The organism is Chromobacterium sp. Beijing, assembly GCF_021496765.1.
In the GTDB taxonomy this organism is placed as follows: domain Bacteria; phylum Pseudomonadota; class Gammaproteobacteria; order Burkholderiales; family Chromobacteriaceae; genus Chromobacterium.
Genome location: NZ_CP053750.1, coordinates 2,935,084 through 2,949,833, shown reverse-complemented (window position 1 = coordinate 2,949,833; position 14,750 = coordinate 2,935,084). Strand labels below are relative to the sequence as shown.

Below are 14,750 nucleotides of genomic sequence, written 5' to 3'. Positions count from 1 at the left end.
TGCGCCTCAATGAGCGTGGGCGGTGATGGCCGGGATCTTGGCGTCTACGGCACGGCCCGCGGTTACGGTGCGGAAGGTGTTGTAGGCCATCAGGAACATGCCGAGCAGGTACAGGAAGCCGCCGAGCAGACGCACGAAGTGGTACGGATAGGTGGCCTTGACCGCCTCTACGAAGGCGTAGGTCAGGGTGCCGTCCGGGTTCAGCGCGCGCCACATCAGGCCCTGGGTCACGCCGGAGATCCACAGTGCGGCGATGTACAGCACCACGCCGACGGTGGCGAGCCAGAAATGGGCTTCAACCAGCTTCAGGCTGAACATGGATTCGCGGCCGAACAGGCGCGGAATCAGATAGTACATGGAACCGATGGTGATGAAGCCCACCCAGCCCAGCGCGCCGGAGTGCACGTGGCCGATGGTCCAGTCGGTGTAGTGGGACAAGGCGTTGACGGTCTTGATCGACATCATCGGGCCTTCGAAGGTGGACATGCCGTAGAAGGACAGCGAAACCACCAGGAATTTCAACACCGGATCGGTGCGCAGCTTATGCCAGGCGCCGGACAGCGTCATGATGCCGTTGATCATGCCGCCCCAGCTCGGAGCCAGCAGCACCAGGGAGAACACCATGCCTACGGACTGGGTCCAGTCAGGCAGGCTGGTGTAATGCAGGTGGTGAGGACCGGCCCACATATAGGTGAAGATCAGCGCCCAGAAGTGCACCACGGACAGGCGGTAGGAGTAAACCGGACGGCCAGCCTGTTTCGGGATGAAGTAGTACATCATGCCCAGGAAGGCGGCGGTCAGGAAGAAGCCCACGGCGTTGTGGCCGTACCACCATTGCACCATGGCGTCCACGGCGCCGGAGTAGGCGGAGTAGGATTTCCACAGCGACACCGGCACGAAGGCGGAGTTGACGATGTGCAGCAGGGCCACGGCCAGAATGAAGGCGCCGTAGAACCAGTTGGCCACGTAGATGTGCTTGACCTTGCGGATGGCGATGGTGCCGAAGAAAACGATGGCGTAAACAACCCAGATCACCGCGATCAGCAGTTTGATCGGCCATTCCAGCTCGGCGTATTCCTTGCTGGTGGTCAGGCCCAGCGGCAAGGTGATGGCGGCCAGCACGATCACCAGCTGCCAGCCCCAGAAGGTGAAGGCGGCGAGCTTGTCGGAGATCAGCCGGACGTTACAGGTACGCTGCACCACGTAATAGGAGGTGGCGAACAGGCCGCAACCGCCAAAGGCGAAGATGACCGCATTGGTGTGCAGAGGACGCAGGCGGCCAAAGTGGAACCAGGGGCCGAAGTTCAATTCGGGCCAGACCAGTTGGGCCGCAATGATGACGCCCACCAACATGCCGACAATGCCCCACACGACGGTCATGATGGCAAATTGGCGCACCACCTTATAGTTATAAGTGGATTGCGTTTCCATTTAGGGTTTTCTCCAAGGTTGCTAACTCAGAACGTGACATATCTAATCGGCGGCTTGAAGTCCGGGAAACTGTCCCCATCTGTACCGATGTGACTGTATCCAGACGATGCCGCAGGGAAAACGACTTTTATTAAAATCAAGCGCTTGACCCAGATCGCAGCGGTACTGATGTCTGTATTAGCAGTTCATCCCGTATTGCGACAGCGCAATTTCCCCATTTAGTTAACCCGGCATTCTAAATCAATTACCCATATCGGGCCAGTTTGGACGGCCGGGGATGTCGCTTTCCCATTTGTCTTTATTTATGTCTCAAGCGAGCGTGACAGTTCTTGCAAATACTGTTGCTACTGACCGAGATTGTATTGTCTGGCGGCCCAGCCTTCTTGACCTGGATCAAGATGTCATAAAACGCAGCGTTTACCCGCGGCAAGTGCTAAAATCAGAAGGTTTTGCAACGATTGCAGGCAGATCATGACCGTTTCCGTCCGCTACACCCTATGTCCGAGCGCCCCGGAGGCGCATCTTTTCGAGGTCGTCCTGACCGTTTCCCGGCCCGCCAAGAATGGCCAGATTTTCTCATTGCCGGCGTGGATTCCCGGCAGTTACATGATCCGGGAGTTCTCCAAACATATTGTGGAAATTCGCGCGGAATCCGCGGGAAAAGCGGTGCGGCTGGTCCAGCTGACAAAAAACAGTTGGCAAGCCGCGCCAGTCAAGGGCTCGTTGGTTCTACGCTATAAAGTTTATGCGTTTGATCTGTCGGTGCGCGGCGCTTATCTGGACGCGCAGCGCGGCTTCTATAACGGCAGCAGCGTTTTCCTGGCGGCGGACGGCTACGAGAACGAGGCTTGCGAGGTGGAGATCCTGCCGCCGGAAGGCAAGGCCTACGCCGATTGGAAGGTGGCGACCAGCTTGCCGGAGCGCGGCGCGGACAAGAAAACCGGCTTCGGCGGCTATCAGGCCGCCTCTTACGACGAGTTGATCGACCACCCGGTGGAACTGGGCGCTTTCGAACGCGTCAGCTTCAAAGCCTGCGGCGTGCCGCACGAATTCGTCGTCTCCGGCCGCTTCCGCGCCGACCTCAAGCGCCTGGCGCGCGACGCCAAGAAAATCTGCGAATACCAGATCAAGCTGTTCGGCGAGCCGGCGCCCTTCGAGCGCTACGTATTCATGCTTTTCGTCGGCAAGGACATCTACGGCGGCCTGGAGCATCGCGCCTCCACCGCGCTGGTGGCCAATCGCGACGACTTGCCGCAGCAGGGCGTCGAGGAGATCGGCGACGGCTATCTGAAGCTGCTGGGTCTGATCAGCCACGAATATTTCCACAGCTGGAACGTCAAGCGGATGAAGCCGGCGGCGTTCACGCCCTACGATCTGAACCAGGAAGGCTATACCCGTCTGCTGTGGGCCTTCGAGGGCATCACTTCCTATTACGACGACTTGAGCCTGGTGCGTTGCGGCCTGATAGACGAGAAGCGCTATCTGGGCCTGCTGGCGGAAACCATCAGCGGCGTCGAGCGCGGCGCCGGCCGCTTGAAGCAGACGCTGGAGCAATCCAGCTTCGAAGCGTGGACCAAGTACTATCGACAAGACGAAAACAGCCCCAACAGCATCGTCAGCTATTACACCAAGGGCGCGCTGGCCGCGCTGGCGCTGGACCTGACCATACGCCGCGACAGCCAGGGCCGTCAGTCGCTGGACGACGTGATGCGCGCGCTGTGGCGCAAATGGCTGGACGACGGCAAGGGCCTGGCCGAGGACGAGTGGGAAAGCCAGGCGCAGGCCGTCACCGGCCTGGACCTCAAGGCCTTTTTCGATCGCGCGCTGCGCGGCGTTGAGTCCCTGCCGCTGGCCGAACTGTTGGCGGCCCAGGGCGTGGAGCTGCGCTTCGAGCCGGCGGCCAACGCCGGCGACCGCGGCGGCCTGGCGTTGAGCGGCAAGCCTGCGCCGGCCAGCCTGGGGATCAAGGCCGTGGCCGAGGCCCAGGGCGTGCGCGTGCTCAATGTCTACGACGGCGGCGCGGCGCAAGGCGCCGGCCTGTCCGGCGGCGACGTGATCGTGGCCATAGACAAGCTCAAGGCCGTGGACCTGGACAAGGCGCTGGCGCGCTACCAGCCCGGCGATAAGCTGAAACTGCACTGGTTCCGCCGCGACGAACTGATCAGCGCGCAAGTGGAGCTGCAAGCCGCTCCTACCGACGCCTGCCGCCTGCTGTTGCAGGACGGCGGCGCGCAGTGGCTGCGCCGCTAATATTCATCGGGTCGGCGCCGCTGCCCGGCGTCGTCCCCCTCCAGCCAAGACCGGCGCAGCCGGCATCGAAGGAGACGTAGACATGGCTCAACAGCCGCAAGTCAAGTACCGCAACGACTACGCAGCCCCCGCTTTTCTGATCGACCGCGTCGATCTGAGCTTCGACATCGAAGACGACGCCACCCGCGTGCACGCGCGCCTGGTGGTGACCCGCAACGACAAGGCCGCGCGCCAGGACGATCTGGTGCTGGACGGCAGCGCCGCATTGGTGGCGGTGACGCTGGACGGCGAACGCCTGGGCGAAGGCGGCTACGCGCTGGCCAACGATCAACTGACCGTGCGCGGCGTACCGGACAGCTTCATCCTGGAAGTGGAAACCGAGATCGATCCGGCGGCCAACACCAGTCTGATGGGCTTGTACGCGTCCAACGGCAATCTGTTCACCCAATGCGAGCCGGAAGGCTTCCGCAAAATCACCTATTACCTGGACCGTCCCGACGTGATGGCCAAGTTCACCACCACCATCATGGCGGACAAGCACAAATTCCCGGTGCTGCTCTCCAACGGCAACAAGGTGGGCGAGGGCATGGTGGACAAGAAGCGCCACTGGGTGAAGTGGGTGGACCCGTACAAGAAGCCGTCTTATCTGTTCGCCTTGGTGGCCGGCAAGCTGACGGCGCTGAAGGACAAGTTCGTCACCATGCGCGGCCGCGAAGTGGCGCTGGAGATCTGGACCGAACCGGCCGATCAGGACAAGACCCAGCACGCGATGGAGTCCCTGAAGCACTCGATGAAGTGGGACGAGCAGCGCTTCGGCCTGGAATACGATCTGGACATCTATATGATCGTCGCCGTCGGCGACTTCAATATGGGCGCGATGGAGAACAAGGGCCTCAACGTCTTCAACACCAAGTACGTGTTGGCGCGCAAGGACACCGCCACCGACGCCGACTTCCAGGGCGTGGAGCGGGTGATCGGCCATGAATACTTCCACAACTGGACCGGCAACCGCGTCACCTGCCGCGACTGGTTCCAGCTGTCGCTGAAGGAAGGCCTGACCGTGTTCCGCGACCAGGAGTTCGGCGCCGACATGAGCAGCCGCGCGGTCAAGCGCATCGAGGACGTCAAGGGCCTGCGCGCTCATCAGTTCCCGGAGGACGCGGGCCCCACCTCCCATCCCATTCGCCCGGACAGCTATATCGAGATGAATAATTTCTACACCATGACGGTGTATGAAAAAGGCGCGGAAGTGGTGCGCATGTATCACACCTTGCTGGGCGAAGCCGGCTTCCGCAAGGGCATGGATCTGTATTTCAAACGCCATGACGGCCAGGCGGTGACCTGCGACGACTTCCGCGCGGCGATGGCCGACGCCAACGACGTGGACCTGGGTCAGTTCGGCCTGTGGTACAGCCAGGCCGGCACCCCGGTGCTCAGCGTCAGCGGCCGTTACGACAGCGTGGCGCGCAGCTACACCCTGAACGTGCGCCAATCCTGCCCGGCCACCCCGGGCCAGGAGCAGAAGCAGCCCTTCCACATCCCGCTGGCCCTGGGTCTGGTGGGCGCGGACGGCGCCGACCTGCCGCTGCGGATGGAAGGCGAGGCCGAGGCGCAGGGCGGCACCCGGGTGCTGGACGTCAAGGCGGCGGAGCAGAGCTTCACCTTCGTCGACGTGCCGGCCGAGCCGGTGCCTTCGCTGCTGCGCGGCTTCTCCGCGCCGGTGAAGCTGGATTTCGATTGGCGCGACGACCAACTGGCTTTCCTGATGGCCAACGACAGCGACAGCTTCAGCCGCTGGGAAGCCGGCCAGACCTTGGCCGAGCGCCTGTTCAAGCAGCTGTTGACGACGCTGGCCGCCGGCGGCGAGCCGAAGTTGCCGGAAACCTTCGTCGCCGCCTTCCGCGCGGTGCTCAAGGACCATGTCGCCGATCCGGCGTTCAAGGCCTTGATGCTGGCTCTGCCTTCCGAGGCGGAAATCCTGGAGATGGTGGAGGCGGCCGATCCGGCGAGCATCCATCAGGTGCGCGATTTCGTGCTGGACGAGCTGGCGCAGGCGCTGCGCGGCGAGTGGCGCGAGGCGTACGAGCTGAGCCAGACCCGCGATTACAAGCCGCAGGACGCCGGCAAGCGCGATCTGAAGAACCGCGCGCTGGCCATGCTGAACCGCCTGGACGACGCCTGGCCGGCGGAGGCCGCCTCCAAGCAGTGCCAGGAGGCGGACAATATGACCGACCAGATGGGCGCGATGCTGGCCTTGCGCGATCGCGACGGCGCCGAGCGCGACGATTGCTTCACCGCCTTCGCCGCCCGCTGGCAGGGAGACGCGCTGGTGATGGACAAGTTCTTCATGCTGGTGGCCAGCAGCCAACTGCCGGGCACGCTGGAGCATGTGCAGGCGGCGATGCAGCATCCGGCCTTCACCTTGAAGAACCCCAATAAGGCGCGCGCGCTGATCGGCACCTTCGGCGCCAATATGGCCTTGTTCCACGCCGCCGACGGCAGCGGCTATCGCTTCCTCGCCGATCAGGTGCTGGCGCTGGACGCGATCAATCCGCAGGTGGCCAGCCGCATCGTCAACGCCTTCCGCCGGCTGAAGAAGCTGGAGCCGGCGCGTCAGGCGCTGATGCGCGAGCAATTGCAGCGTCTGGCCGGGCAAACGCTGTCCAAGGACGTGTACGAGATCGTGTCCAAGATTTTGGAAGCCTGAGCCGTCTCGCGCCGCTCAAAACAAAGCCCCGGTTTCAAACCGGGGCTTTTTTCATGGCGGCTTGGGTTGCCCGGCGCGGCTTATTCTACGCGCAGCCGTTGCCCGCCCTGTCCGCCTTGTTTCTTCGGCAGCGTCAGGCTGAGCACGCCGTTTTCATACTTGGCGCTGGCCGCGTTGCGTTCGATCTCGGCCGGCAGCTGGAAGCTGCGCGACACCGCGCCGTAAAACCGCTCGGTGCGCAGCGGGCGTTCGTCCTTGCGCTCGCTGTCCGTCTGGCGCACTTCCGCCTTGATGGTGACCAGCGGGCCGTCCACTTCCACATGGATATCCTCCTTGCCGACGCCGGGGATTTCCGCGTGAACGGTGAACTGGGTTTCGGATTCCCTCACGTCGATCTTGATCTGGCTGGGCAGGGGATCGCCGTGCAGCGGCTTGATGAAAAAGCCGGGGCTGAAGTCGCGGAACAGTTCGTCAAACAGGCTAACATTGCCGCGGGAAGGCAGGATGTTCATCTTACTCTCCTTTTAGATCAATGGATTAGATGTAAAACGGGCCCTGTTGTCGATATAGGGACGCCGCGCGGATTCTCAAGCCCCGGCGCGGGCGGAATGTGGCGGGACGCGCGCGCATCAGTCCGATTGGACAGGTCTCAGCCATAGGCCGGCGAAATCGGTCCAGCCGTTTTCGCTCATTTGCAGGCCGGCCAGCTGGGGACTGGCCTGATGGCCCTGGCGCTCATGCGATAGCGGCAGCACCCAGCCCTCGGCGCACAGCCAGTCGCCGATGGCGGCGTAACCGGCCATCCGCTGTTGGGTGTCCGGCTGGCGCTGGATGTCCTGCAATTGCGCGTTCAGCCGCGCCTGCGCCGCCGCGCCCAGGCCGCGCTGCAACGGTTGCCGGGTGCCCAACCATTCGTGGCAGCTATAGTCGCGATCGTCGTGCAAGACCTCGCTGCACAACATCAGATCGGCCTGCCGCCACCAGTCCTGATCGTGAAAAAAGGCGCGCCGGCTGAGGGCGTGGATCTCCAGGTCGATGGACAGGCCGGCCAGGCGCTGGCGGATGGCGGCGGCCAGCGGCGGAAAGCAGGGCAGGTCGTAATGGAACAGGCGCAGGCGGGCGCGGTCCAGCCGGGGGCGGCGCTCGGCTCGCGGCAAGGGATGTCGCCAGCCCGGCAGCAGGCCGGCCGCCGGCGTCTGCAGAACGTCGTTGGCCTGGACCAGCGCGGGCTCGGCCAGCCAGCGCATCAGCGGAGCGCGCTCGCTGTCCGGCAAGGCCGGGTTCAGCAGCAAATAGGTGCAGGCCGATTGCAGCGTGCCGTTGGCGTCGTCGTTGGCGTAATCCAGGCGCAGGTGGAAGTCCTGGCCGTCGTCGCCGGCGGGAATGAACCACAGCTCGATCTCGTCCAGCAGCGCCCGCTCGCGGTAATGGGCGGCGAAGGCGGCCAGGCTAAGCCGCTGCTCGCTGTGGCGCAGCGCCCGGAACGGACCGCTGCCCACCGGCAGGCGTTCGAAGTCGGCGCCGCGCCGCAAGGGGACGATGGAGCTGTTGGCGGTGGCCAGCCGCTGCGGCCATAGAAAATCTCCGTCGTCCAAGCGACAGCTGAAGGACAGCGGATCGTGGACCTCGACCGCGCTCAGGTGGCGGTATTGCCGCTGATAAGGATTGTCGGATTCGCGCAGTCGCAGCAGGCTGGCGGCCGCGGCGTCGGCCTGCAAGGGCGAGCCGTCGTGGAATTGCAGGCCGGGGCGCAGCCAGAAGCGCCAGCGCCTGGCCGCGGCGTCGCTTTCCCAGTGATGGGCCAGGCCGCCCTGCAGGCTTTGCAGCGCGCGGTCGAAACGGCATAGCCGGTCGAATATCTGCCGGACCAGATGGGATTCCAGCCGGCCGCTGACGGTGACCGGGTCCAGGCTCAGCGGCGCATGCGGTATCGGGATGCGCAGGCAGCGGCCTTGCGCGGCGCTGCCCAGGTATTGCGGCAGCGCGCTCAGCAATTGTTCGCGCCGCTGCGGCGGCAATTGGGCGAAGGCCTGCTCCAGCTTGCCGTCGCGCAGCAAGCGCTGCAGACGCTGCCATTCCAGCTGTTCCGGCGGGCAGAGCAGGCTTAGCCGCGATTTGCGGCCGCGCCCCCGGCCCGGCTCCCAGGCCAGCCAGCCGCGCTCGCGCATCTTGGCCAGCTGCAGCCGGGCGTTGCGCTCGCTGCAGTCCCACAGCGCGCACAGCTCGGCCAGCCCCGGCTGGGCGGGCTGCCGGCCGGCGTAGGCCTGGTGCAGCGCCTGATATTGTCGTTCCAGCTTCATGCTCGTTTCCGGTTGAGGGCTAGGCTAAAAGCGGAAGCAATTTGTTTGGTTCGCATCCATTTTTACATTCCGCTTTTAGCAGGATACTGGGGGCACTTCCTGTTTGCATAGGCCTTGGCATGATTGGCGAAAAAGAAATCCAGGTGCGTTGGCTGCTGGCCGGCTCCTGGTTGTTGACGATGAGCCGGGCGGTGATCGCGCCGCTGCTGGTGCTGACCCTGGGGCGGCAACTGAGCTTGAGCGGCGAGCAGACCGGCCTGCTGCTGGGCGGCGTCTTGCTGCTGTCCGCCTTGATGGGTTTGTACGGCGGCCATTTGCTGGATCGTTGGCCGCGGCGGCCGGTGTTGCTGGGCGCCGCGGCCTTGATCGCGTTGAACTATCTGGTGCTGCCGCTGAGCCAGCAGCTGTGGTGGAGCGCGCTGGCGCTGGCGCTCAGCGAGATCGGCCAGGCGGTGCACAGCATCGCGATCAAGGCCATGATCAGCGATTTGCTGCCGCCGGAGCGGCGCGGCAAGGCCTTTTCCCTGCGTTACACCCTGGCCAATGTCGGCTGGGCGCTGGGGCCCTTGCTGTGCAGCCTGCTGTTGGCTTGGGACGGGAACTGGCCGTTCTGGTGCGCGATCGCGCTGGCCGCGGCCGGCGGAGCGGCGACGCCGCGCGGCCCTTGCGCGCCCAGCCGGGAGGCCGGCGCGCCTGCGCCGGGCTTTCTGGCGACGCTGGGCCGTTTGCGGCAAGACCGGGTGCTGGTCTTGTTCACCCTGAGTTGCGCCTTGGCCAACCTGGTGTACGCGCGTTTTTCCAGCTATCTGCCCCTGTATCTGATGCAGAGTTTGCCGGAGGCCGAGGTGTTGCGCTGGATGTCGGCGCTGATCAGCTGCAACGCGGTCGGCGTGATCTTGCTGCAATACCCGCTGGGCCGGCGGATAGGCGACGCCGGCTTGATGAAAGCCATCGGCGCCGGCTTTCTGCTGCTGGGGCTGGGCACCTTGGGCTTGGGCTGGGTCCCCGGCGGGCTGCTGGGCATGTGTACGGCGATGCTGGTGTTCACCGTGGGCGAGATCGTGCTGGTGCCGGCCGAATACCTGTACATAGACGCGATCGCGCCGGAGGACTGCAAGGGCGTCTACTACGGCGCGCAGAATCTGGCCAGTCTGGGCGGAGCGCTGGGGCCGATGCTGGCCGGCTGGATGCTGGCCCGCGCGTCCGGCGGGACTTTATTCGCGGCGATGGCGAGCTTGTGCGCGCTGGCCTGGTGGCTGGCGCTGCGCGGCGAGGCCTTGCGGCAGGCCCGGGGCGGCGGCGTGTGGCAGGCTTCGGCCTTGAAGACCTGAGAACCTGTTCAAAGTCTGCTGCGCTTCGGCGATACGGCGTTAAAAACAAGCTCAAAATGCTCATGTACCACTTGTACACTCCGCTTTTTCGCTCGTTTTCGCCTTGTCTCGCCCTTGCTCGCGAGACTTTGAACAGGCTCTGAGAACTTGTTTACGATCTGCTACGCGTCGGCGATACGGTATTGAAAACGTCTTCAGAATGCTCATTACCACCCGTACATTCCGCCTCTTCAGCCGTGTCCGCCTTGTCTCGCTCTGGCTCGAGAGGCTTTGAACAGGTTCTGACGCAGGGCGGGCTTTCTCTTTGGCGGCTTTTTTGTCATGATCAAGCGCTTGTTTGAATTGTCGCGCAGACGACGAAGCAGACGCCGATACGAGGAGAAGGCATGGAAAAGCGCCAGCAGGACCGCTTTGTCGCGGTGGGCGGCGAGCAGTTGTATCTGAAACGCATTTATTGCCGCGAGGACGGCCCGCCGGTGCTGTTGTTGCACGGGGTGATGGCCAACGGCCGCACTTTTTACAGCGATTCCGGCCGAGGGCTGGCTCATTACCTGGCCGAGGCCGGCTACGATGTGTTCGTCGCCGATCTGCGGGGCCGCGGCCGCAGCCTGCCCAAGATCAGCCGCGCCTCGCGCCACGGGCAGACCGAGACCATCTGCGAGGATTTGCCGGCGCTGCATCGCCACATCCGCGAACTCAAGAACGGCGCGCCGCTGCATTGGATGGCTCATTCCTGGGGCGGCGTGCACATGTCCAGCTGCCTGATCCGCTTTCCCGAGCTGGCTGAGCAAGTGGCCAGCCTGGTTTACTTCGGCAGCAAGCGCAGCGTGCGGGTGCGCAATCTGAACAAGCTGGTGGAGGTGGATTTCATGTGGAATATCGCCTCGCGGGTCTTGATCCGCCTGTTCGGCTATCTGCCGGCGCGGCGCATCCGGCTGGGGGCGGACGACGAGAGCGACAAGAGCCATCTGCAAAGCAAGCTGTGGGCGCAGCCCAAGCCCTGGGTGGACAGCGACGACGGCTTCGATTACGGCGCCGCCGCCCAAGGCGCCCGTTTGCCGCCGGCCCTGTACTTCGCCGCCGGCCACGATCCCTGCCGCGGCCATCCGGAGGACGTGCGCCGTTTCCGCGACGAATCCGGCCCGCACCTGTCGCGGCTGCGCCTGCTGTCCCGGCGCGTCGGCCATCTTCACGATTACAACCACGTGTCATTATTGACCCATCCTGATGCCATCCGGGACCATTTCCCGCTGGTATTGGCATGGCTGCATGGTGAGTATGATCAGGTCAGCGAAAATTACTGATAAATGACATTTTCCTTGGTGCGCGGCTGTGGTAGAAATCGCGCCTGGGAGAATGAACCATGACACAAGACTTTGAAGTTTCGCCCTATTTGCTAGGGCCCGTTATCGACAACCTTGCCGAACAGGGCTGGGTCGTAGACCGCAGCCTGTTCTCTGCCGAAGACATCCGCTTGCTGCGCGAGGAATGCCTCGTCCACTGGCAGCAGGGCAAGTTCCATGAAGCCGCCGTCGGACGCGCCGCGCAGCAAAACCGCCGCAGCGAAATCCGTTCCGACTCGGTGCTGTGGCTGGAGCCGGACAATGCCGATTCCGCCGCATCCTTGTATTTCTCCAAGCTGGACGCTGTCCGCCAGGCGGTCAACCAGGCCTTCTACATGGGGCTGGAGGACTTGGAGTCCCACTTCGCCGTGTATCCGCAGGGCGCTTTCTATAAAAAACACCTGGACCGCTTCCGCGACGACGACGCGCGCGCGCTGACCGCGGTGCTCTACCTGAACGACGACTGGCCGGCCGACGCCGGCGGCGAGATGCGGCTTTATCTGGACGAGGACGGCGAGCGCCATGTCGACGTCCGGCCGGAGGCCGGCACCCTGGCGCTGTTTTTGTCCGACCGCTTCTGGCACGAGGTGTTGCCGGCCGGCCGGCAGCGTTTGTCCATCACCGGCTGGTTTCGCCGCCGCATGGCGACGGCGGCCGGCTGGTAGGCCGACGGCTCGTGCTAGAATCTTCGCCAAGGATTCCGCATACAAAGGACAGTGAAGATGTCAGGCAATACCATGGGGTTGTTGTTCACGGTGACTTCCTTCGGCGAAAGCCACGGCCCGGCCATTGGCTGCGTGGTGGACGGCTGCCCGCCGGGGCTGGAGATCAGCGAAGCCGACATCCAGGCGGAGCTGGACCGGCGCAAGCCCGGCACCAGCCGCCACGTCACCCAGCGCCGCGAGCCGGACGCGGTGGAAATCCTGTCCGGCGTGTACGAGGGCAAGACCACCGGCACGCCGATCGCGCTGCTGATCCGCAACACCGATCAGCGCAGCAAGGACTACGGCAATATCGCCGACACCTTCCGTCCCGGCCATGCGGATTACTGCTATTGGCATAAGTACGGCATCCGCGATCCGCGCGGCGGCGGCCGTTCCTCCGCCCGCGAGACCGCGGTGCGGGTGGCCGCCGGCGCCATCGCCAAGAAATGGCTGCATCAGCGCTACGGCATCGTCATCCGCGGCCACATGAGCCAGATCGGCGAAATCGCCATCCCGTTCAAGGGCTGGGAGCATGTGTCCGGCAACCCCTTCTTCGCCGCCGATCCCGAGGTGGTGCCGCAGCTGGAAAGCTATATGGACAGCGTGCGCAAGAGCCTGGACTCCATCGGCGCGCGGCTGCGGGTGGTGGCTGAAAATGTGCCGGTGGGCTGGGGCGAGCCGGTGTTCGACCGGCTGGACGCCGACATCGCCCACGCGATGATGAGCATCAACGCGGTCAAGGGCGTGGAGATCGGCGCCGGCTTCGGCTGCGTGACCCAGCGCGGCAGCGAGCACGGCGACGAACTGACGCCGCAGGGCTTCGCCAGCAATCACGCCGGCGGCGTGCTCGGCGGCATTTCCACCGGCCAGGAGATCGAAGTGTCCATCGCCATCAAGCCGACGTCCTCCATCGCCCAGCCGCGCCGCTCCATAGACAAGCAGGGCCAGCCGCTGACCATGGAAACCCACGGCCGCCACGATCCTTGCGTCGGCATCCGCGCCACGCCGATCGCCGAGGCGATGCTGGCGCTGGTGTTGATCGACCACGCCTTGCGCCATCGCGCGCAATGCGGCGATGTTTCGGTAGATACTCCCAGAATTGCCGGCCGAATCGGCTAGACTGTAAACCGTAAGCCGGGACGACGCCGGCATATCCGGTAGGATGGAACATGCTGAAAAATCTGATCAGCGGCCTGACCGGCCGTATGAAGAAATCTTCGGACTCCTCCAGCGACGAACAGGTCGTGCCCGCGCCGTTCACCGAGCTGGCGCACGACTCGCCGGCCAGCCGGCAGCTGGAAAACGCGCCGCCGCTGGATTTGCCGCCCACCCTGGGCTTTGTTTCGCACCAGCCGGTGATGGACAGGCTGCAAAGGGTGGTGGCTTACGATTTCTTCGTGCGCCAGGGCAAGCGCAATATCGCCGCCGGCAAGCAGCAAGAGTTCGACAGGCTGATGCTCAGCACGCTGCAGAATATGGACATCTTCCGCTTGCTGGCTTTCCGCCGCGCCTTTGTCCATATCTCCATCGACACCCTGGACGAGCCTATGCTGTCGAATATGCCGGCCAGCAGCGTGATCTTCGTGCTGGAGCCGTCCCAGACCGGTTCGGTGTCCGAGGAGATGATCCGGCAGCTGGACGCGCTCAAGCAAAAAGCGATGCGCTTTGCGCTGGAGCCGGCCGGCTACGATCCGGGCAGCCTGCCGGCGCACCTGCAGAACGATTTGTTCAGCCGCATGGACTTCATGATCCTGGACTTCGACGCGCCGTCCGGCAAGGTGCTGGAGCCCATTCTGGATCAACTGCCCAAGCGTTATCCCACTGTGCGCTGGATGGCGCGCAACGTCGGCACTGCCGAGGATCTGGACGTCTGTCTGCGCGGGCCGGGGCATAATCGTTTCGCCTTGTTCCACGGCCCCTTCATCGCCACCGTGCGCGCGCTGGAGGGCGGCAAGGTGGACGCCAGCCAGACCCGGGTGCTGCAAATCATGCGCATGTTGCGCGCCAATGCCGAAGCCGCCGAGATCGAGACCCAGTTCAAGCTGGACTCGGTGCTGCTGTTCAAACTGCTGCGTTTCATGAATTCGCCGGTGCACGGTTTGTCGCGCAAGGTGCAGACCATAGAGGAAACCCTGCTGCTGCTGGGCCGGGAAACCTTGTTCAAGTGGCTGTCCATGCTGTTGTTCACCGCGCGCAAGGACGACGGCACCGCGGTGTCGCTGCTGGAAAAGTCGCTGATCCGCGCCCGCCTGCTGGAGCGCATGGGCAGCTATCGCGGCAACCGGGTGGAGGCCGAGCATCTGTTCCTCACCGGCATGTTCTCCATGCTGGACGTTTTGCTCGGGGTGCCGTTTCCCGATGTGCTGGACCCGCTGGAGCTGGCCTCGCCGGTGCGCGAGGCGGTGGTGGAGCGCCGCGGCATGTTCGCGCCCTTCCTGGCGATGGCGTTGGCCTGCGAGCAGGGCGACACCGAGCAGATCGAAGCCTTGGCCAAGGTGCTGGATTTCGAGGTGGAATTGGTCAACCAGTACTATATGGACGCCGCGGTGTGGGCGCAGGTGGTCTTGCGCGACAGCGAAGTCCACAACAATGTGGAGGCGGTTTGAGGGCCTGTTCCAAATCAGGCATGACGGCGCGCTGACAGCAAACAGGCCGCATCCTCGGATGCGGCCTGTTTGCTTTCC

Annotated in this window: 10 protein-coding genes; 7 read left to right on the top strand and 3 right to left on the bottom strand. The window is 64.0% G+C overall.

Features of this window, described 5'->3' with window-relative positions; translation table 11 throughout:
- Positions 1 to 6: 6 nt before the first annotated feature.
- On the bottom strand, positions 7 to 1,431 hold the full coding sequence (gene ccoN / locus HQN78_RS13695; RefSeq protein WP_107798190.1) for a cytochrome-c oxidase, cbb3-type subunit I: 1,425 nt from the start codon (positions 1,429 to 1,431) through the stop codon (positions 7 to 9).
- A 471-nt stretch (positions 1,432 to 1,902) separates the two neighbouring features.
- Here ccoN and HQN78_RS13690 point away from each other — a divergent pair, with 471 nt between their 5' ends.
- Complete coding sequence (locus tag HQN78_RS13690) at positions 1,903 to 3,681, top strand: M61 family metallopeptidase (RefSeq protein ID WP_235084339.1); 1,779 nt, start codon at positions 1,903 to 1,905, stop codon at positions 3,679 to 3,681.
- Between the two features lie 82 nt (positions 3,682 to 3,763).
- Complete coding sequence (gene pepN, locus HQN78_RS13685; protein ID WP_235084337.1) at positions 3,764 to 6,388, top strand: aminopeptidase N; 2,625 nt, start codon at positions 3,764 to 3,766, stop codon at positions 6,386 to 6,388.
- Positions 6,389 to 6,468: 80 nt separating this feature from the next.
- Here the strand turns inward: pepN and HQN78_RS13680 are convergent, their stop codons facing one another.
- Both HQN78_RS13680 and HQN78_RS13675 read right to left on the bottom strand, forming a co-directional pair.
- On the bottom strand, positions 6,469 to 6,900 hold the full coding sequence (locus HQN78_RS13680; RefSeq protein WP_235084336.1) for an Hsp20/alpha crystallin family protein: 432 nt from the start codon (positions 6,898 to 6,900) through the stop codon (positions 6,469 to 6,471).
- Between the two features lie 117 nt (positions 6,901 to 7,017).
- On the bottom strand, positions 7,018 to 8,688 hold the full coding sequence (locus tag HQN78_RS13675) for an SgrR family transcriptional regulator (RefSeq protein WP_235084335.1): 1,671 nt from the start codon (positions 8,686 to 8,688) through the stop codon (positions 7,018 to 7,020).
- Between the two features lie 119 nt (positions 8,689 to 8,807).
- Between HQN78_RS13675 and HQN78_RS13670 the strand changes: the two genes are divergently transcribed.
- The 5 genes from HQN78_RS13670 to HQN78_RS13650 all read left to right on the top strand — a co-directional run bounded on the left by HQN78_RS13670 (position 8,808) and on the right by HQN78_RS13650 (position 14,672).
- The gene (locus HQN78_RS13670; protein WP_235084330.1) at positions 8,808 to 10,019 is read left to right on the top strand and encodes an MFS transporter; all 1,212 of its coding nucleotides are present in this window, start codon (positions 8,808 to 8,810) and stop codon (positions 10,017 to 10,019) included.
- Positions 10,020 to 10,405: 386 nt separating this feature from the next.
- On the top strand, positions 10,406 to 11,323 hold the full coding sequence (locus HQN78_RS13665; RefSeq protein WP_107798196.1) for an alpha/beta fold hydrolase: 918 nt from the start codon (positions 10,406 to 10,408) through the stop codon (positions 11,321 to 11,323).
- A 59-nt stretch (positions 11,324 to 11,382) separates the two neighbouring features.
- A complete protein-coding gene (locus HQN78_RS13660; RefSeq protein ID WP_227107001.1) occupies positions 11,383 to 12,027 on the top strand; it encodes a 2OG-Fe(II) oxygenase in 645 nt (214 codons plus the stop codon).
- A gap of 57 nt (positions 12,028 to 12,084) precedes the next feature.
- Positions 12,085 to 13,185: a chorismate synthase gene (aroC, locus tag HQN78_RS13655; RefSeq protein ID WP_235084328.1), complete on the top strand. Its 1,101-nt coding sequence runs from the start codon at positions 12,085 to 12,087 to the stop codon at positions 13,183 to 13,185.
- 50 nt (positions 13,186 to 13,235) lie between these two features.
- Positions 13,236 to 14,672: an EAL and HDOD domain-containing protein gene (locus HQN78_RS13650; protein ID WP_107798199.1), complete on the top strand. Its 1,437-nt coding sequence runs from the start codon at positions 13,236 to 13,238 to the stop codon at positions 14,670 to 14,672.
- Positions 14,673 to 14,750: the final 78 nt, after the last annotated feature.

Excerpts from the sequence above, each read along its gene's own strand:
- ccoN (WP_107798190.1), bottom strand. The coding sequence starts at position 1,431 with ATGGAAACGCAATCCACTTATAACTATAAGGTGGTGCGCCAATTTGCC.
- HQN78_RS13690 (WP_235084339.1), top strand. The coding sequence starts at position 1,903 with ATGACCGTTTCCGTCCGCTACACCCTATGTCCGAGCGCCCCGGAGGCG.
- pepN (WP_235084337.1), top strand. The coding sequence starts at position 3,764 with ATGGCTCAACAGCCGCAAGTCAAGTACCGCAACGACTACGCAGCCCCC.
- HQN78_RS13680 (WP_235084336.1), bottom strand. The coding sequence starts at position 6,900 with ATGAACATCCTGCCTTCCCGCGGCAATGTTAGCCTGTTTGACGAACTG.
- HQN78_RS13675 (WP_235084335.1), bottom strand. The coding sequence starts at position 8,688 with ATGAAGCTGGAACGACAATATCAGGCGCTGCACCAGGCCTACGCCGGC.
- HQN78_RS13670 (WP_235084330.1), top strand. The coding sequence starts at position 8,808 with ATGATTGGCGAAAAAGAAATCCAGGTGCGTTGGCTGCTGGCCGGCTCC.
- HQN78_RS13665 (WP_107798196.1), top strand. The coding sequence starts at position 10,406 with ATGGAAAAGCGCCAGCAGGACCGCTTTGTCGCGGTGGGCGGCGAGCAG.
- HQN78_RS13660 (WP_227107001.1), top strand. The coding sequence starts at position 11,383 with ATGACACAAGACTTTGAAGTTTCGCCCTATTTGCTAGGGCCCGTTATC.
- aroC (WP_235084328.1), top strand. The coding sequence starts at position 12,085 with ATGTCAGGCAATACCATGGGGTTGTTGTTCACGGTGACTTCCTTCGGC.
- HQN78_RS13650 (WP_107798199.1), top strand. The coding sequence starts at position 13,236 with ATGCTGAAAAATCTGATCAGCGGCCTGACCGGCCGTATGAAGAAATCT.